This window comes from Paraburkholderia sp. GAS32, assembly GCF_050434225.1.
GTDB classification, from domain to species: domain Bacteria; phylum Pseudomonadota; class Gammaproteobacteria; order Burkholderiales; family Burkholderiaceae; genus Paraburkholderia; species Paraburkholderia madseniana.
On sequence record NZ_JBNPVS010000010.1, the window covers coordinates 78,134 to 95,711 of the forward strand.

General features: G+C 55.5%; 20 protein-coding genes. 15 read left to right on the top strand and 5 right to left on the bottom strand.

Translation table 11 applies throughout. From position 1 onward, the window contains the following. Positions 1–505: 505 nt before the first annotated feature. Positions 506–913: a hypothetical protein gene (locus tag P3T25_RS14655; protein ID WP_429358278.1), complete on the bottom strand. Its 408-nt coding sequence runs from the start codon at positions 911–913 to the stop codon at positions 506–508. Between the two features lie 471 nt (positions 914–1,384). After that, positions 1,385–1,885 (bottom strand): helix-turn-helix domain-containing protein, encoded by a 501-nt coding sequence (locus tag P3T25_RS14660; RefSeq protein ID WP_429358279.1) that lies wholly within the window; start codon positions 1,883–1,885, stop codon positions 1,385–1,387. 527 nt (positions 1,886–2,412) lie between these two features. On the opposite strand from P3T25_RS14660, the gene P3T25_RS14665 reads away from it, so the two are divergent. From P3T25_RS14665 to P3T25_RS14720, 12 genes are all read left to right on the top strand, one after another. Continuing rightward, complete coding sequence (locus tag P3T25_RS14665) at positions 2,413–2,646, top strand: hypothetical protein (protein ID WP_429358280.1); 234 nt, start codon at positions 2,413–2,415, stop codon at positions 2,644–2,646. After that, positions 2,643–4,052 carry a hypothetical protein gene (locus tag P3T25_RS14670; RefSeq protein WP_429358281.1) on the top strand — a complete coding sequence of 470 codons (1,410 nt, stop codon included), beginning with the start codon at positions 2,643–2,645 and terminating at the stop codon, positions 4,050–4,052. Before P3T25_RS14665 ends, P3T25_RS14670 begins: the two co-directional genes overlap by 4 nt. Positions 4,053–4,139: 87 nt before the next feature. Next, a complete protein-coding gene (locus tag P3T25_RS14675; protein ID WP_429358282.1) occupies positions 4,140–4,511 on the top strand; it encodes a hypothetical protein in 372 nt (123 codons plus the stop codon). Positions 4,512–4,915: 404 nt separating this feature from the next. Then, positions 4,916–5,911, top strand: coding sequence for a KilA-N domain-containing protein (locus P3T25_RS14680; protein ID WP_429358283.1), 996 nt, complete (start codon positions 4,916–4,918; stop codon positions 5,909–5,911). A gap of 186 nt (positions 5,912–6,097) precedes the next feature. Further along, on the top strand, positions 6,098–6,271 hold the full coding sequence (locus tag P3T25_RS14685) for a hypothetical protein (protein WP_429358284.1): 174 nt from the start codon (positions 6,098–6,100) through the stop codon (positions 6,269–6,271). Between the two features lie 70 nt (positions 6,272–6,341). Continuing rightward, entirely contained in the window at positions 6,342–7,328 is a 987-nt protein-coding gene (locus P3T25_RS14690) for a hypothetical protein (RefSeq protein WP_429358285.1), read from the top strand. 58 nt (positions 7,329–7,386) lie between these two features. Further along, entirely contained in the window at positions 7,387–7,905 is a 519-nt protein-coding gene (locus P3T25_RS14695) for a hypothetical protein (RefSeq protein ID WP_429358286.1), read from the top strand. Between the two features lie 400 nt (positions 7,906–8,305). Further along, positions 8,306–8,710: a hypothetical protein gene (locus tag P3T25_RS14700; protein WP_429358287.1), complete on the top strand. Its 405-nt coding sequence runs from the start codon at positions 8,306–8,308 to the stop codon at positions 8,708–8,710. Between the two features lie 82 nt (positions 8,711–8,792). Further along, positions 8,793–9,068, top strand: a complete 276-nt coding sequence (locus P3T25_RS14705; protein ID WP_429358288.1) for a pyocin activator PrtN family protein — start codon at positions 8,793–8,795, stop codon at positions 9,066–9,068. 42 nt (positions 9,069–9,110) lie between these two features. Further along, the gene (locus tag P3T25_RS14710; protein WP_429358289.1) at positions 9,111–9,329 is read left to right on the top strand and encodes a helix-turn-helix transcriptional regulator; all 219 of its coding nucleotides are present in this window, start codon (positions 9,111–9,113) and stop codon (positions 9,327–9,329) included. 464 nt (positions 9,330–9,793) lie between these two features. Further along, complete coding sequence (locus tag P3T25_RS14715; RefSeq protein WP_429358290.1) at positions 9,794–11,131, top strand: AAA family ATPase; 1,338 nt, start codon at positions 9,794–9,796, stop codon at positions 11,129–11,131. Continuing rightward, positions 11,128–11,976, top strand: a complete 849-nt coding sequence (locus P3T25_RS14720; protein ID WP_429358291.1) for a DUF4435 domain-containing protein — start codon at positions 11,128–11,130, stop codon at positions 11,974–11,976. The genes P3T25_RS14715 and P3T25_RS14720 overlap by 4 nt, the downstream gene beginning before the upstream one ends. A gap of 681 nt (positions 11,977–12,657) precedes the next feature. Here P3T25_RS14720 and P3T25_RS14725 read toward each other — a convergent pair. From P3T25_RS14725 to P3T25_RS14735, 3 genes are all read right to left on the bottom strand, one after another. Continuing rightward, entirely contained in the window at positions 12,658–13,101 is a 444-nt protein-coding gene (locus tag P3T25_RS14725; protein ID WP_429358292.1) for a hypothetical protein, read from the bottom strand. Continuing rightward, positions 13,091–14,590, bottom strand: a complete 1,500-nt coding sequence (locus tag P3T25_RS14730; RefSeq protein WP_429358293.1) for a hypothetical protein — start codon at positions 14,588–14,590, stop codon at positions 13,091–13,093. The genes P3T25_RS14725 and P3T25_RS14730 overlap by 11 nt, the downstream gene beginning before the upstream one ends. A 92-nt stretch (positions 14,591–14,682) precedes the next feature. Continuing rightward, on the bottom strand, positions 14,683–14,973 hold the full coding sequence (locus P3T25_RS14735) for a hypothetical protein (RefSeq protein ID WP_429358294.1): 291 nt from the start codon (positions 14,971–14,973) through the stop codon (positions 14,683–14,685). 898 nt (positions 14,974–15,871) lie between these two features. Here P3T25_RS14735 and P3T25_RS14740 point away from each other — a divergent pair. The 3 genes from P3T25_RS14740 to P3T25_RS14750 all read left to right on the top strand — a co-directional run bounded on the left by P3T25_RS14740 (position 15,872) and on the right by P3T25_RS14750 (position 17,450). Continuing rightward, positions 15,872–16,654, top strand: coding sequence for a hypothetical protein (locus P3T25_RS14740; protein WP_429358295.1), 783 nt, complete (start codon positions 15,872–15,874; stop codon positions 16,652–16,654). After that, positions 16,647–16,928 carry a hypothetical protein gene (locus tag P3T25_RS14745; protein ID WP_429358296.1) on the top strand — a complete coding sequence of 94 codons (282 nt, stop codon included), beginning with the start codon at positions 16,647–16,649 and terminating at the stop codon, positions 16,926–16,928. Before P3T25_RS14740 ends, P3T25_RS14745 begins: the two co-directional genes overlap by 8 nt. 270 nt (positions 16,929–17,198) lie before the next feature. Continuing rightward, a complete protein-coding gene (locus P3T25_RS14750; protein WP_429358297.1) occupies positions 17,199–17,450 on the top strand; it encodes a hypothetical protein in 252 nt (83 codons plus the stop codon). Positions 17,451–17,578: the final 128 nt, after the last annotated feature.

Genomic DNA, 17,578 nt, shown 5'->3' on the forward strand with positions numbered 1-17,578 from the left:
AGTGCAGTGTGCCGCCGTTGAAACCACAGCATACTCGGCTAGGCAAATTGTTAACTTCCGGAGGTGTCCGAACTCTTGTCACGTTGCAGTCCACTCGGACTTTACCTGCCTTCGGACTGCTGGCGTCAGCCATTTTCTGTTGGCCAGATTGATAAACCGTTGGACACTCGAACTATCAGTTGCGCAGAGATCAGTGGTTAGCGACTGCGCAGCTAGCCTCTCAATGCAGTGGGGCGCTGGACGACTATTCCCGAATAGGGAAAGTATCCTAGGCGCCTGGTTATTCAGGGACACTTAGGGCATGACTCACCCCGTGGATACCGTCGCTTATGAATGATGCAGAAAAGAAATGTGCCAACGCCTGTATCAGTGTCGCTCCGTAACTTCTTCCCTGCGAGCTTTCTAGCGGGTCCTTTCTTGGAAAGCTGCCTTTTGGCCGCAGCTTTCTTGGCGGCTGGTTTTCGCGCGGCCATGGATGCTCCTTTTACGGTTTTCTCAAATTTCCTTATAGATCGGCCAAATGGTCACTATCGAATTTGATTCTTAAGACGTGGTCTACGCCCCATGCTCCAAGAGTAACCGCCATCGCGACCCATTGAAACACTTCAGCGAACTTCGCCGTGAAGAGGAGATCGACAAGCGCGAGCATTAAAGAAAACGTCCCCACTTCAAGCAAAGCGGTCGCCAATTGGTTCTGCCACCGGGTTACCTTGTACGACTGGACGTTAACCGAGCTAACGAATGCTACAAAGCTAGCGAGTACATACCACGTTGGAAGTTGCAAGCTGACACGAACTTCGCTGTCGAGCACCGCCAGTCCCGCAACGGCTGTGAAACTAAAGCCAGCCAATGAAAATATAAATGTTCGGCTAACATCTCGCTCTTGGGCAGCTTCTGAGAGTTCCGTAGACATCTGCTTGCGCCATCGTAGACAAAGCACAAGCCGGGTCAACAACGGAAAGGCAGGAAAAAAATAGCAAGACGCTCGAAAGAGAGATTCAACCATTTCTTGTTACCGGCGTGGGATTGACGCGACATTGTTGCAATAAGATAGCATGCGCCGACGCGTGCTCCTATCGTCGCGCCGATGTATTCAAAAACCGGCCGATTAATACGAGAGGTACCGTCGCTATCCGCAGCAGGAGATGCAGTAGCTCGTGCCGGGGGTCGTGCGCCTGCCGTGCGAGTCGACGAGGTGAGAGCCTACTGGGCAGTCTCGCAGCCCCGCTGGAGGGTGGGCGTGGGGAGCCAGTCGGGCGTGACGTAGAAAAGCTGCGCGTGTTGATGATGGAGGAGAGATCGAGGCGGGGGGAACTGAGCGCGGAGCGACCGTCGTTAGTATCCCAGCTACGGACCAGAAGTATCCGAACAGGATAGGCGCCCGTTAGGCGTTTCCGGCCACGAGGGCGTCGATGCTCTCGGCGGTGATGCGGCTCGCTGAGCCGACCTTCACTAGGCGAAGCTTGCCAGTGGAGACCAAGCGATACAGGGTCGCCCGACTCACGGAGAGTTGCTCCATGACATCGCTGATCCTGTACAACTTGGGGACAACCAGCGCGGCGGATTTTTTGCGCCCAGGGCTGTCTGCCCGCGCGATGCGTTCGCCTTGCGTTGTCACCCCGACAATCGATTGCAGGCGCTCGGAATCGCCGTCGCTTTCCCCGCCGCTGTCGGCTTTCTTTGCCCTGGCGGTGCCGGGGCTTTTGCGCGGCGCGCGGACTGGTGCTGGTGCGCTGCCGCCGCCGATGGACTGCATAGCAGCCTCGTTGCGAGCGTCGAGCGCGCGCAGGCATACGTGAGAGTACCGCTCGGCTGCGCGGCCCGTCCTGGGTGAGCGGTGCGTGTTGCCGGTGATCGCTGACATATCGAAGAAAAATGCAGTCATGTCCGTCCAATTCGTTAACGAAAAAAGCGCTGCTCAGGAACCCTCCTGGGACAGCGCTACGGATTGCAGATTACGCAGATTCTGCTTTAACGACAACTGGACGAAATGTGAAGCACGTTTTCGTACACCTCGATATGCGACTAAGAAGTAATAAATGTATGCGAGACACGGCAGATAATCGAATAAAGATAATTCTGCGTGAAAAGAATATCCTTGTTCAACAAGGATTTCTGGTGTGATTCTGAGTGATGCGCAGACCGCAAAGCCTTGCGGTGCAGGGATGAGCGGGAAATCTGCGCTTGCTGTAGAAGAGGGGCGCGCGCTATATTCCGGTCACCCAATGAAAAAGGCCCGCTTGCCGGCGAGCCTTTTTCGGAACCTTCGAATGCACCGAAGGGGAAAGCAAAAGTCTGTGTTCTGAGGAGTTCACGGACAGGAATATGTTAACCGCTCGCCGTATTCGTGGCAAGCAGAATTAGCGTCGTTCACGCTTCTCCAATTCGGTGCTTCCAGCCATAGGAAGTGCCATGTCTACACAGCAGTCCCCCACAGTTCTTTCGGCGGCGAATCACGCTCGCCAGTCCGCAGCATTCCGCACGTTCAAGCTCGGCGTTCCCGGCGTCATGTTCTGCACGAAGTCAGGCGCGTTCAAGGCGTCATACGTCGGCGCTGAAGGCAAGCCCGCGAAGCTCGGCTCATTCGAGTCCCTTGACGACGCCGTGACGGCTATCAGCCGCGCATACGCAGGCGGTGCAGCATGAGCAAGCTCCTTATTGAAGAGTATCCGCTGATGGTGCTGCCGTCGCTCGCGTGCAAGATCGGGCTCAACGAGGCCATTGTGTTGCAGCAAGTTCACTACTGGCTTCAGCGCAGCACTACGACCGCTGACGGCCACCGCTGGGTCTATAACTCGCTGGAGCAATGGAAGGCGCAATTCCCGTTCTGGTCCACGGATACGGTACGCCGCACAATTGCGAACCTGAAAGAGCGCGGTCTGCTGGTTGCTGAGTGCCTTAGCGGTAATCGCTTTGACAGGACGCCTTACTACCGCATCAACTCCGAAACCCTCGCCGCTCTCGAATGTGGCAGCCTGCAATCATCGGTGGCTTCCGTCGATTGCAAATTGCAATCATCGAAGACGCAAAAATCCGCCGACGTGCGTGGCAAGTTGCAAGAGTCTGACGATGGCAATTTGCAACCGTCTGACGATGGCAAATTGCCATCGACTCTAGATAAGACAGAGACTATCCAAGAGACTACTTCAGAGACCACTTCCGGCCTGCAGGGCGAAGCGTCTGAGGCAGTGGACGACTGCGTAGCGCCGCAAGCGGCGAGCGACGACGATGCAATCCAGTCCGGCCTGTTTGCTGAAGACCATAACCCCGGCGAGCAGCAGACCGGCGTGAAGACTCAGGCGGAAATCATTGGTGAGATTTTCAGCTACTGGCAGGAAAGGATGAGTAAGCCGCGCGCCAAGCTGGACGACAAGCGCCGCCGCGCTATCCGCAAAGCGATGGAGTGGGGCTATGCGCCGCGCGATCTTTGCCGCGCCATCCAGGGCTGCTCGCTGACGCCACACAACATGGGCCAGAACGAGCGCGGTGAGAAGTACGACGGCCTTGAACTGATTCTGCGCAATGCAGACCAGATCGACCGCTTCATGGCGAACGCGAGCGCGCCGCCCGTTTCGACCGTCGGCATGAGCAAGTCCGCCCTGGTGACGGCTGCTAACGCCGGGCTTGGTGCGCGCCTAGCCGCGAAGTTCGGCGAACAGCCCGAATCCGATGGCGTCGGCAATATCGCTGGCTACACGAAAGGCGGCTGGCCGATTGGGCGCGATGGTCTGCCCTTGAGCAAGGCGGAAGTCACTGCAATGAAGAACGATGCTGCCGCCGCCGAATTCGTTGCCCGCATGCACGAGAAGCACGGCACGCCCGGCGATGCTCCCGCCGCTGGCGACGTAATCGACATGGGCGCAGTTGAGGAGGTCGCACGGGAGCCCGCTGAAGCCGTCGCCGAGATTGTGGCCGCCGAGGTATCGACCGAACCCGCAGGGCCCGTCATGAGCGACGAGGAGCGCGCTGCGGCCCGCTCTACAGAGTTCGCAAAGATGCGCCAGACGCTCGGCTACGGCCCGCGCTCGTCAGAATCGCTCGCAACGGCCTAATGACCTCTCGCCGGTGCGCTTCATCGGCGAAGGTCCGCGAGCCTCTTAAATCGCCTCATACGAGGCCCTGACCTTACGGAAGAAAACATGAACACGAACGAAGCGCCGGTTAGCTTGACCGAAGTTTTGAACGCCAACGGCATCGCACTTTCCGCCGTTGCGGCAAATAAGGTTTTGGCGGCGGCTGCAATGACCGAGACCAGGTGGCGCGAATCGTCCAAGCCGGGCCGCCCAATGAAAAGCTACCGCGCGGCAACCGTGCGCGGCGAGGCGCTCGGAATCGTGAACGAGGGTAGCGCGCTCCCCACTGGCGACCCCGTTTTGGTCAAGTACGTGCCGAGCATGTTCGCCTCATTGTGGGCGTCAGACGAGGTTCAGGAGGCGCTCGCCGAGTTGCTTGAGGCCGGTGACGTGAAGTATCGCGACGGCGCTGCAGGCGGGCAGTCGGAAATATTCTGACTCATACGTCGATCTCTTTTCTGCGCGATTGGTAGAACTAAGATCGGCGGACAAAAAGAAGAGGCCGGGTTCTCCGCTAGGGGTTCCGGGTCTTTGAATTTGCAAGGTGTGACGGCGTGATTGTGCTGGCCCGACGACCAAGCACGCAACGGAAACGAGAAAAATGGAAACGCGAGTACTTGCTCATATTCCTACCAGATTCCTTTGTTGAGCCATCATTTATGACGTAGTGCGAATCGCTGAAAGATGCATCTGGCTTGGGTTTTCGGCGTTTTTGGGCTTGCGAGAGCGCCCGATATCGCGTTACAGTGCAGTCACCGCCGCATCCCGCGAGCGGACCAACGAGGAAATTCTTAATACGGCCACGGCAAAGATTTTTTTGACCTGACCTTTTAAGGATTTGTATGACTGGCAACACCTTGGCGCGCGTCGGCACGTCGAATGACTTTATGGCGGCGCTGTGCCTTAACGGCGTTTCGATTCGCCGCGACGAGGATGGCCGCTATTCCTTCAATGACTTTCATGAGGCAGCGGGCGGCGCGGCTGGCGATAGCCCTAACCACTTCCTGCGCTTGAAAAACACGCAGAAGCTGATTGCTGAGTTGGAGGAGCAAACTGCACATATCTGTGTAGTTTCGACGGAAGGCCGCAACGGCGGCACGTACGGCCACGAGAACCTTGTGATTGCGTACGCCGCATGGATTAGCGCGAAGTTCTACGCTCACGTGCTGCAAACGTTCAAAGAGGCCGCGATTGCGAAGCTCAACGCAGAGCGCCCCGCGCCGACGCCCGAGCCCCAGGTAATCGAAGACAAGACGATGGCCCGCGTGTCGAAGGCAATCATCGTGCTTGACCTGTTGGCTGGCTCGAAGTCCTACGGCTTGACGCAAGCTGAGCACCGCAACGGCGTCCATAAGCTAATTCGCTCGCACGGTCTGCCGACTGACATGCTTCCGGCCCCGACCGATGACACGTATTCCGACGAGGGCTCTGCGACGCACCTGCTGAAGAGTGCTGGCCGCTGCCTGCCGGTGCCGCGCTTTTTCAAGCTGCTCGAAGAGGCTGGCATCGTGTACCACTTCTCGCGTCCGAGCACGAAGCATAAGAACGTTCTGAAGCATTCCTGGCGCTTCACGACGGAAGGCATGCGCTACGGCTATGACGAGCGCGTGGGCCGCAGCAAGGACTATACGTGCCTCTTCTACGTCTCGAAGTTCACGGAACTGCTGCGCCTGATTTCCCCGGGCTATCACCGCCTCGTCGCGAGCGGCGAATACAAACCGAAGTGGCCGAAGGCAGAGAACGCTGAGCACGCCGAGGCTTACCGCAAAAAGATGGAGCGGGCCACGCAGCAGTGCGGCGTGCGCGACGCCGCCTACCGCATTGAAGACGTGCGCTAAGCGTTAGCAACGGCTCCCCAGCCATGTACCAAAATGGATTCTGCTTAAAAAGATTCTGCGCGTCATGCAGACTCAAAAGTGATTGGAAAATTCAATAGTGATATAGCGATATCGATTGTTGAATCTCCACTACTATTCGCCTCAACGTGCATACGTGCACACATACACACACATGGGGGTATCGATATGGTAAAGCCGATTATGGTTCGCTTGGATAAGGCGACACACACGAGCCTTCGCATTTTGGCCGTCAATCTCGAAACGTCGGCGGCAGAGCTTATCCGCGACGGCGTTGCTCACGTGCTAGAGAAGCACGGCGTCAAGCCGGAAGTCGCTCAGACGGAATCGAAGCAGAAATAACCGAAGGTCTCCCCAGCCTGGTTGCAACACAAATACAATTCGCACTACTAAAATTTTAAAGGTATTGACCATGGCTAAGACTACCAAAGCGGCAAACGCAACGAAGACGGCCGGCGCGAAGAAGGCCCCGGCAAAGAAGGCCCGTGCAAAGAAGGCCGCGCTGCCGTTGTTCGACCCGGCATCTATCCCGGTCATGCATTACGAACTTCATTCGTTCAAGACTGTTGGACGCTCGAAGCTGTATAAGCGCATCGTGGAGATTGGTGGCCTTGGCATTGGCGCTGCCGCACTCCTCACGAACGAGAAGGACGCGCCGCGCTTGCTGGCCGAAGGCAAGACGCTTGCCTATGCAGGCGAGGACTTGTGCGTTGTGACGACCGACATGGCGCTCATTGAAAGCGTTGCAAAGGAAACCATCCCCGCCGAGTTCATGCCGAACGCGATGGCGTTTTACCGCGATCATGTCGGCCGTCCGTTTCTTGCGGAGGAGCGCGAGTATGAGAACGTGAGCGGCACGCCGTACGGCCTCTATCGCGACTGCATGGACGAAGAGGACTTCGCCATTGTTAATGTGGAAATGGCCGCGAAGTATGAGCGCATTCTGGCGGCGAACGCGCACTATGCGCTCAGCCCGCTGGGCGAGCCGGGCGGGTTGTTCGATGAGCATGTTCCGGGCCGCACGCTCGAAGCCGCGATTTTGAACTTTGTGGTCGCCGCTCACGAACACGACAAATACGCGAAGGAATGGCACGACGTCGCAATCGAATTCTCGAAGGTCTGGAAGGCGAAGCACGGCCTGTCGAAGGTTGACCACGCCTGCCCGCGCTACCGCGCGTTCACCCGCGCGCCGTGGATGCAGCACAAGTATCATCGCGGCCTGGCTGCACTGGCCCGCTCGTATCTGAGTGGCGTCACTGAGCGGTATGCGCAGGCATCCGAAGTGCCGTTTTGCGCGTCCGCACACGCACTCTCTAAGAAGGTCGCGCCGCAGCCCCTAAAGCTCGTTCCCGCGAAGCTTCCGCGCCTCGAAGAAATGGACGATTCGATTCCGTTCTAACCGCTGCGCCGCAGATCGGACTTCCCCGGGCCGCGATCAACTAACGAGAATCAGTGTTATGACAGACCAAAAAATGCCGATGGCAACGACCGACGAGCAGGTGGAGTGCATTCGCCAGCTATCGCAGAAGTGCTTTGCCGACCTTACCGACGCACTCGCCGAGGAGGACCGCGTCCGCGATGCGGGCGATGCCGAGGCGGAACTTGCCGCCACTGCGCGCCGCATCGAGTTGGTCGAGTTTCTGTTCGCGTGGGTGGCTATTTTCGATAACCTGTCGAATAAGGCGAGCCCGATCATAACGCTCGAAACCCGCCTGGCGATCCTGGGGGCGGACCCGGCCCGCGCGAAAGACTTTATGCCGACGGCCACGCTTGTTCAGTTGGTCGAGGCTGGTGTCGAGTCCGAGCCCACAGCCGAGAGAGTCGGGCCGCTGCTGCAGTTGCGGGTGTTCTGCCGCAACCCAGCCGTCCACTACGCGATGCAGGTGGCGAGGGCTTCCCGCGACGAACTGCAGGCTATGCTGGCTGCCGAGGCGCGCGGCAGTGTGTTCGTGGCCGCTCCCAGCCGCCTGCAATAACGCCACATTGGCCGATATGCAGGCTGATTGCGACTGGTTTTCGACTCTGCTCGAAACGCAGACGATGACGCGAAAATCGCTTGCAGAATTGTAGATAATCTTCGAGGGAAGCAGATTATGTGCAATTAAATCAAGTACTTGAAAATGGCCCTAGAAGGCGGTATCGTTCGTCGTCGCTGAAACAAAAGCGATTCGGGTTTGGCGACCTGACATGCAATTGGCAGACGGCCGCCTCGCGGCATTTTTATGTCTGTTGCCTTTGCACGCCTATGGGTGGGCAGGGGCGGGGAGACTTTCGAGTCTGCCGGGTCCTATTGCCCTGGTTCGCCAACCCCGCTTACTGCCCGCCCACCCCGTTTGGCGACGGGGCGCGGGTCTAACCCGCAATAGGAGCCGCATCATGAACGTCACGTCAGTTCGCAATCAAACATCAATCGTCGCGCTTGTCTTGCTTGGGGCAGACAGCACGTTGCAATCGGCCATGGTTGGCTTAGACGTGCTATCGATTCTGTTCTCTCAAATCGAGCTAATCGTTACTGCGAACGATGACGTTGCTGACCTTGCGCGGATTGGTAGCCGTGCTGCCGGCGACGGGCTCGCTGATTGCCGTGATCACGCCAGCGCGAATGACGTGATTGGTGCAGTTGACTGCTTTACGCGTGCGGTTTCGGCACACAGCGCCGCAAAAAATCTGCTTCTTGGGATTGCAGAGCTGGGCGATATCAACGTCGCCGAACTCGCTCAACTCGGGGTCAACCTCGCGGTGTCGGTCCTGAATGATCTCGGGTGTGATAACGCGGGTTGAGTGCGGGTGTCGAGCGGCGCTCATGAAACACGGCGTTGCTCGGAAGTAATTCCTGGACCGCCGAAGGACTGGAATTTCACCAATGAATACGGTTTTCTTATTGATGGCGCGATACGACGCTCAAGTCATTATCCCGATTGACATCGTATGCCGTGATTTTTTTGCACCGTTGCAGTTACACAATCTAATGCGCAAGATTTCGGCCGGCGACATTGCTTTGCCGCTCATCCGTATGGAGCCGTCATCACAAAAGACCGCGAAAGGCGTGCACATCCAGGATCTTGCAAACTTCATCGACACGCGGCGCGCAGCCGCGGTGAAGGAGTGTGAACACCTATGCGGAATTCGTCGCACTTGATCATGCTGAAAACAGGCACTCCCGCGCAAAAGCACTTTTGAGATGACGAAATTTTTCTTGGATATCGATGGCGTTGCGGCGGCAGTTTCCTTGTCGACCAGGGGCGTGCAGAGGCTTGTGTGCGAGGGAAGCTTCCCAAGGCCGCGAGTGCTTTCCGCCCGGAGGGTCGGCTGGCTCGTGAGCGAGGTGGAGGCGTGGGCGAACGCGCGTCCGATCGCTGATATGCCGCCGCCGGCAAGCGCGGGGCGGGGAGACTCTTGAGATGATCGGTGGTGAGGCTCGCCTAGCGCGATGAGTTTTCGCAAGCATTCGCCGAGCGTCAAGCGATGAGCGTCGCACCGACCGGCCTCGCGCGTTGCCGGTTCGAAGGTCGCAGTTCGACCCGACTTGGCCGCTCAGCGCCCTTCATCAGAAATGACCGCTTCCGGGGTACAAGGGCCGCCGGCGCAGTTGAGTTGCCCCATGAGTACTTGGCAAACGCTGCCGCTCTACCCGGCTTCGGGCATTGCGCCCGCATACCTATTTGTAATGCGTTGGCGGGGCAGGCCAAAGTAACCTGTTATATGGACCTGCAGGTCCGACCGAGGTCGCGGGCGCCGCTAGCGTTTGACGGACGATGTGGAAAATTTAAACAAGATATCTCATACTAATAGCCGGATCGCCCGCACCTTGCGCCGGCATCACAGGCCACAGTCTGGCGTCCACACACTTCATACGGGGCATCAATGGCGACGCAAAAGATAGCGGAAATAAAAATATTCGGATTGTTTGGTTATCTGGATCATGTGATCCCCCTTCATCCTGACGGGATTACCTTCATACATGGCCCGAATGGTTGCGGAAAGACTACTGTACTAAAGTTGGTAGCCGCTGTTTTCTCTTGGGACCCGTATGTTTTCGTTGATGAGGATTTTACAAAAATAGAGGTTTTCAAGGACGACGGGTCCGTACTTGTAGTGGAAAAAAACCAAACACCGGATCCTGAAACTCCGGAAAAACTCATCCCAACGCTAGTATTTTCAACAAATATCGAAGGGTGCGATCCCTTCACGATTTCCCGCGATTATTCGACAATTCGCATTGCCCCCCCGGAAATAGAAGAATACGTCCCGACGCTATCGCGAGTCGCGCCGCGCGAGTGGGTCGACAGAAAAACGGGAAGACGATATGACTATCAAGAGGTTATATATCGATTCGCGGATCGCATGCCACACTTTTCGGGAAACAAAAAACCCGAGTGGCTGGAAAAATATATTTCCTCTATAAGTCTTCATTTCATCAAGACGCAGCGCCTTCTAAGTTTCGATATCTCATCTCAGCGACGCGCTCGGTCTGATGAGCAAAGTGTCACTGATGTTATTCAAATTTATTCGAATGAAATAAAAGATTTAATTTCGAATAAATTGGCCGAGCAAGCTGCCGTGTCGCAGTTGCATGATCGCTCATTCCCAGAGCGCCTACTCTCTTTGCCGGATGAGAAATCCGACACAGAGGAAGAGATTCGATCGATGTATGCTGACACAGAGCAAAAAATTCAGCAACTCGTAGGCGCCGGCCTGATTGATCAACAAAAAAACATCGCGCTGCCAGATAAAAAACTGGAGGAAACAGAAAAGAAGGTCCTTTCGTTGTATTTAAGTGATGTGAATAAAAAATTGAGCGTGTTTGATGATTTGCAAGGAAAAATCCAGATTTTCTTGGACATCGTAGCGCCGAAACTCAGAACAAAAAAATTTACGGTTAGCAGACAACATGGATTCTCTATTGAGTCCGTGAGGCGCCCCGGATACCAGCTCGCCCCGAGTCAGCTTTCTTCGGGCGAACAGCATCAAATTGTCCTTTTCTACGAGCTTATTTTTCGGGCTGAACGTAACGCTTTCTTCCTTGTTGACGAGCCGGAAATATCATTGCACGTGGATTGGCAACGAAGTTTTATATCGGACATTCACAAGATTTCTTCCCTTGGTGACCGTAGCTTTCTGGTCGCTACCCACTCCCCACAGATCATTGGGAGCCATAGAGACCTTGCTGTACCTCTTGAGGAAGGGATTTTGGAAAAATGACCAGCATACAATCGACTCCGGCGGAAATCGTCACGGAAATTGTCATGTCGAGAGACGCCCGTCCGTGGCTCGCGGTTGAAGGTTTTTCTGATGAAATTTTACTGCGATCCCGAAATTTCAATCGGCCCGTAAAGATTGTCGTGGGTTACGGATGGGAAGGTGTACGGGATATTATTTTGGAGCATTCCAAAGAGAAGTCGGATGCGATCGTGATGGGGTTGGTGGATCGAGATTATCGTGATCATCGTGGTTGTCAGGTCAACAGCGAAAAACTCGTTCTTACTGACTTGCGAGACATCGAGAATATGATGTTCAGTTCGTCGGCACTCGGTCGTGTAATTTCCGAGTATGCGTCAATAAACAAAATACCGATCGATGGCAACGGTCATCCTGACATAATTAAGATTCGGGGGGAGATATACTCGGTCGCCGTGCAACTCGGAAAGCTACGGATTTACTGCGAAACGGATGGACTGGAAATCAGTTTTAAAGAGATTGAACACAAAAAATTTATTTGCGACAAGACTCTTTCTATAAACGTGCCGGCGTTGCTTGGCCATGTCAACGGGAAGAACCCCGGAAAACCGCCGTTGAATCAAAGCAATTGGGAAGCAGCGCAAGCCCTCTCGTGGCCAGGAAATCTGGGGCGACCAGAGTTCGTCGCAAACGGCCACGACATTATGGCCGTTATAAGCGTTGCGCTTCGGCGAATGTGGGGCACGCGGGGCGGCAGTATCGATGCGGCTTTCGTGGAGGGGATTTTTCGCGTCGGATACTCGGATGCGGACTTGGAGAGCACGCAGATGTGGTGCGAGTTGAACCAATGTATCCAAATTGCCACTTAGGCATAACGTGATGCTCGGCCGGCCGGGAACCTTCGGTTCCTCGGCCGGCACCCCAGCATGGTTGGAAATATTCCACCATGACGAGTGGCGCGCGCAGCCATTTATTGAATGGATGGCTAAGGGCAAAGGGAATGCGGTGGTTTTTCGGGCGACTGTTCGAAGAATCCGCTCCGCGTCGAAAGTATCCATCCACCCAAATGAAGCAGACGTTCGCCGGTCTTCATCAGTGCGCGTCTGGTCCGCAACCTTAGGCGGGCTTTCCATCGTCGATATTCGAACGACGTCCGGGGCGGGCGGGCCGACGGCGGAGTCGTGCGATGAATGGCCGGTCTCAAGGCGAAGCTGCCGCCTGAGTGCCACGGCAGCCGGTCCGACGAATGTCCCTTGGTGGCCGAACTGGGCCGCATGACGTCCGGCTCAGTTCGACCCGAAACGGTCCTTTCCCTTAGCGACACCTTGACGGCGCTTTCACAACGAACAACGGCCGTTCGCGTCGCATCAGCAGCCATACTGGCCGTTCGCCAAGATCTGGATGCGATCGTTACACGTGCAAGGGACGTACGGCGTCCCGTTCACAGCCCCCCAGCGCGAGAAAGGGTTCGACACGGTGCCACCGCTTCATTTGGATTTATGCCGCGCAAGCACCTCTCGGCGGAGGCGCGCGGTCAAAACGTAGTGCGCTCAGTTGCCTTGCTGAGTTCGTTTCGACTCTTGCCCTTTTTGCGACGGCGGTGAGTTTTCGCCCGTGCAAGGACTGATCGGCGAAGCTAAGAGCAGAGCCTCATTTTTGTTTTCCGGTAGGAATACCCCGTCCATACTTCCTGTCCAATTGGTCACCGTTATGATTTGCCATGCAGTTTTAAAACAATCTTCTTCACCAATTAATGTGATATTCGGATCCGACGAAAAATGTCTTTTTTGAAGAATAATGTAACTAGGAGAATCCATTAAATATTGACCTGAATTGCCTGAATAAATTCTTGCGGAAAAATTCTCTCCGGTATCCTTATTTACAGTCTTGACATATAGCAGCGCATAGTCGGATGCGCAACCGCTCAAAATCACTTGAGCGGTTGCTAGACAAAGGACGATTGCTTTCGCGCTCATCGAGCTTTTAACTTTCATTTGGCTCTTGGGGGGGCAGCGCGTTCCGTTTGGCGGCTCGAATGGCCTCACGGTATTGACGGTTTATGCTAATAATGATTTCCTCTGCAGCTTCAAAAGCGAGCATCCGCTTATAGTCTTGATCTCTGATTTTCCTTAATGCCTTGGGAAACGCCTTCGGTGGAAATACTTCATCGCCCTGCCACGGCAGCGATTCGATTGGATCTGGCGACTTAGGCAGCATAATTCCAGAGCGCGCAATGATCTGAGGTTGTGCAATTTTAAAGGTGAATCCATCAAAATCTGCGTGATAGTAATGGGTTTGCGTAGACTCAGAGTAGTGACCTGATACGGAAAATGGCCCATATCCGACTGATACCCCTCCACTGACTTGGCTCGCGTAATCGTCCTGTACCTTTTTTGAAAAATTTGATGTCAACTCTACGTTCCGTACCACGATTAGATATTGCGGCAACACGGGCATGCGACCTACTGGGCGCTGCGGCGGGGTGGTGTTGAGATTGCCACCATCACTGAGAAACTGGAATCCATACTCCTTCCGCCACGTCCAAAAGCGATATGCGAAGACATCGGGCACGAGCCATGGGCGAATAATGCGTACTCTCATGTAGTCGAATTTCAGTGTCACGCTTGTTTCCTCAGAGTCTTGATGTGTATATTGAGTTGAACCGCTTGCCTCGCCGCCGACGCTCCACAAGCCCCAACCCGCAGAAACTCCGCCTGACCAGGATGTTTCATGCGAGTACTGATATTGGTCCTGCTCAGAGATTGTTTGCTGAAAGGATGCCCATTCACCTTTATCCCATTGTGAGAGGGGGGGCGACAGAAATGTGCTAAAGTATTCGCCTTTGTTCGGAGCCTGTTCTCTACTTGACTCCATATTTGTAATGAAGTTTGCCCAAAGCGTTTCGGGGCTCTCTGCGCTTAGATAAATGATTCGAGCTTTTTTGGCTTCGTACAAATTCTTCTTGCCAAGAGTTTCCCAATCTGAATAGGCGCGCTTTCGGGCGTCAGCCAGCCTTCGAAGCCTATCGGAGTTTGGATTCTGCTTGGCTCGTTCAGTATCGTATGCAGATGTTGCGTCGTCATAGAATCCACTGTATTGATCGTAAATTGGTTTGTTGGCCATTAACCATGTTGTCAACGCGTCAATTTCTTTCTGCGCACTTCCTAGGTCTCGGTGTGGAAGCGCTGCATGGTTAAGTACGTCGTGGTAAACCTGATTAACACTACCTACTAGCTCTTTGCTGGTGCCAGATTCAACGCTATTTCTATTATTAACGTAGGATGTATCTATTAACACGTTGCATATCTCTGTCTGCACTGCCATGGCGTCGGTTCCCGGTTGTTCGCCGCTCTTCGTGTCCACAAATTGACCTGGTGCCATGAAAGAGACGAACTCCCCTTTCAGCAAGGGGTCGCCTAGAAATAAGGCATCCTGCATTGCAGCAAATAGATTTTTTATTAACATCGCATTGTCGGCCGCCATAATGCCCTCCAATATTGATATTTGATTAAAATGAACTTGATTTGTCTTTTGAAAAAATATGATGCTCAGAGTCGTTAAACGAATCTGAAAATTCAACCCGACGATACCCATCCGCCGTCTGAATTCAAATTGGCAGCGAACGTTGTGCCAATCTTGACGGGCGCGTCTTTGCCAGCGACAGCGATGGTAATGTCAACTTGTTCGCCAACCTTGAATTTGAGGTAAAGCAGCTCGATGCCATTTGGAAAGAATAGGCGCTTGTCTTGCGGCTCTTGCAGATTTTTATAAGATGATTCATTCGCCTTGGCAATTCGCTCGATTATATTTCCAAAAGTTTTTTCTGCTTCCGCAGCAATTACTTGGGTGTCATTTGCAGGGTCCATGGTGCCTCCGCTTGAGATGCCACTGATCGGTGGCTACATTCCCGATCAAGTTGATTCACCGGCCCCACCTATTAGTTGAGTGGCACGTTCCTAGTGACAGCGCATGTTGACATCAGGCCGAAGATGCGTACATTGCCTGCCAGGCATGCTCGATACATTGCGTGTCTTGGCTTAGTAGCGCGTAAGTCTTTGGTGTATCAACTTGGCGGGTGTAGCGCGTGCAATCACTGTAGGCGATGGAAAAGGAGCGCAAAGATCAGACAACACCGAAGTGTGCGGTAGCGCTCATATCGCCCACTCGTCCTGTTCCAAATTCTCTGTAAGTCTCTGATTTCAATAGGACGTGGGGGCGTTTTTCCGCCCTCTTGGCCTGTGAGACTCCTGTAACCTTGCAACCGGACGATCGAATGGCCGCGTGCGAACGGGGTTGACTGTCGGCAGTTGGCCGAACCCGGTCCCATGATGATTGGCTCGCCGCCACCACGCCCCTTGCGCAAAGGGGGGCGCGCGATCATTCCTTTCTACGTCGCAAGCACCGCGCAAACGGCCACGGTGCTGGGGCATTTTGCTTCACCCCGTCACGCCCGAGGGCGTACATATCCGAAAGTCGGACACCTAAATCCGAGCCCGCCAAGCCGTCCCGGACGCCGACCATCCCGAGGATTCGCCATAGAGCGCCAGCCGCTCACGCGCGATTCGCGCAAGCGCCGGGGGCCTCTCCAGATTTGGATACCCCCCTCACGGATATCCGTGATGCCCGCGTTACCCGGATTCCAGCGTCGCCCCTGCCGCCAACTTTTGCCACATTCGAACTGGGGTGTACGGCCTGTGTACGGCTGTGTACGCCGCTCGGTCGGGACGGTCCAATGGTGTCATTGAACAGCAGGGCGGAACCGCCATGTCACAGCAGAAAATCACCGATGTACAGTGGGCGGACGCTCGGAAGCGCTACGAATCCGAACCCGGTCTCGGTTTGGGGAAAATCGCGCAACTGCTTGATTGTTCTAAGAGTTTGGTCGCGCGCAAGGCGCGTGACGGGAAGTGGCAGAAGGATATCGGGGTGCCGACGCAGGTGCATCCGACTGCTCGCGAGCGTGAGGCTAAAGTAACAGAAAGTGCCGTGCCGAGCCCGACCCACGCCGTACACGTGAACGCCGCCGAGCCGGCCGTTTCGCCCTCGCGCGTGGTGGCGGATGTCTTCGTGCCGCCCGGTGCCGGGAGGGGGGTAGGATCGGAATCAACCCCCTCGCAATCGACCGCGTACAGCGACGAAATGCAGGTGCCTGACGGTCTGGACGAATGGGAGCGCGAGGAGTTCGTTAAGGCCGCCATCGTCGCTCGCCAGCGGTCGATCAATGCCCGCCACCTGAAGGAACTGAACGCGGCCCGCAGCAAGCTCTATGAGTCGCTGAAGGCTGCCGGGTCGAAAGAGGGTCCGGGTTCGGCGCTCGCGAGTCAGCGGAACATTACCGCGTTGCTGGCATTGCAGGCAGGTGAGCTTGAGACTGAACTGCAGCGGGTCCGCCTGGAGGTTCAAGAGTTCATTGGCAAGCCCGTGAAGCCGACGCCGTGCCGGATCGTGGTCCACTGCCAATCCGGCGAGAGTTTGCTTTCCGCTGTCGCCGCGTACGGCCCGAACGCAATCGCAGGAACCGACGTACAGGAGATCCCGCATGCTTAGGTCACATGCCGAAATCAACGAGTGGATTCGCAGCCAGCAGAGCCGCCTAGGGATTGCTTCAAAAAATACTGAAGCAAAGCGCTCGACGGTTACCGTAATGCTGCCGTCCATGGCTGTCGTCGCGCGCCTGGCTCACGCCGCGGCCGATGCGAGGATCGCCGCCGATCCGGCTTATGACGCCATGTGCGCCCGGCTCGATGCTGAGCTTGCGGAGATCCTCTCGGGCGGCTCCACGCGTGCTCCATCGCTCCCGGATACTCTCACCATTGAGTGACCTGCCGATTCGTACGGTGGCGCATGACGACTGAAAGATTAGGGGAGGCCAGGGGCTGTACGAAAACGTCCTATCCGCAATGTACAGTTGCGGTCGGGCGAGATTGCACGGTAGTATCGAATCCGTGTTCGGGCTGCAATGCGCGTAAGCGCGCGGCGAGGCAAGGCAAGGGCGGCGCAGAGGATCGCGACCGCGTGAGCGGAACGGAAGTGCGCCCCGAACAGCGCTCCCGTCGCTCCTTTCTCAATCCATCGAAAAGGAGTTCAAGTCATGCGTTCACTGCAATTTATTGATGATATGGTCCAGAAGGCTACCGGACTGTATCTCCAGCGCTGCAAGCGGGACGGCTACGTATTCGACCAGCCGAGCAGCTACGGGTCGGACATTGAGGAGGTAGGCGACAAGCAATACGTCGTTCTCCGCAACTGCAACGGCCCGCTGGCGGTCTACAGCTTCGATCCGGACACTGAGCGCATGCGCTTTGTGCCCGAGGACAAGGTGCCGAAGGAAGTCGTCGCGTAGTAAAGAGAACGGACCTTCGGGTCCGTTTTTCTTTGGCGGCCCCGCACGTGGAAATCGCTATCGCGCATGCATCGAACTCGGAATTGATATCAATACGACAGAGTACGTCGGGACCGATCCTTTGTGGT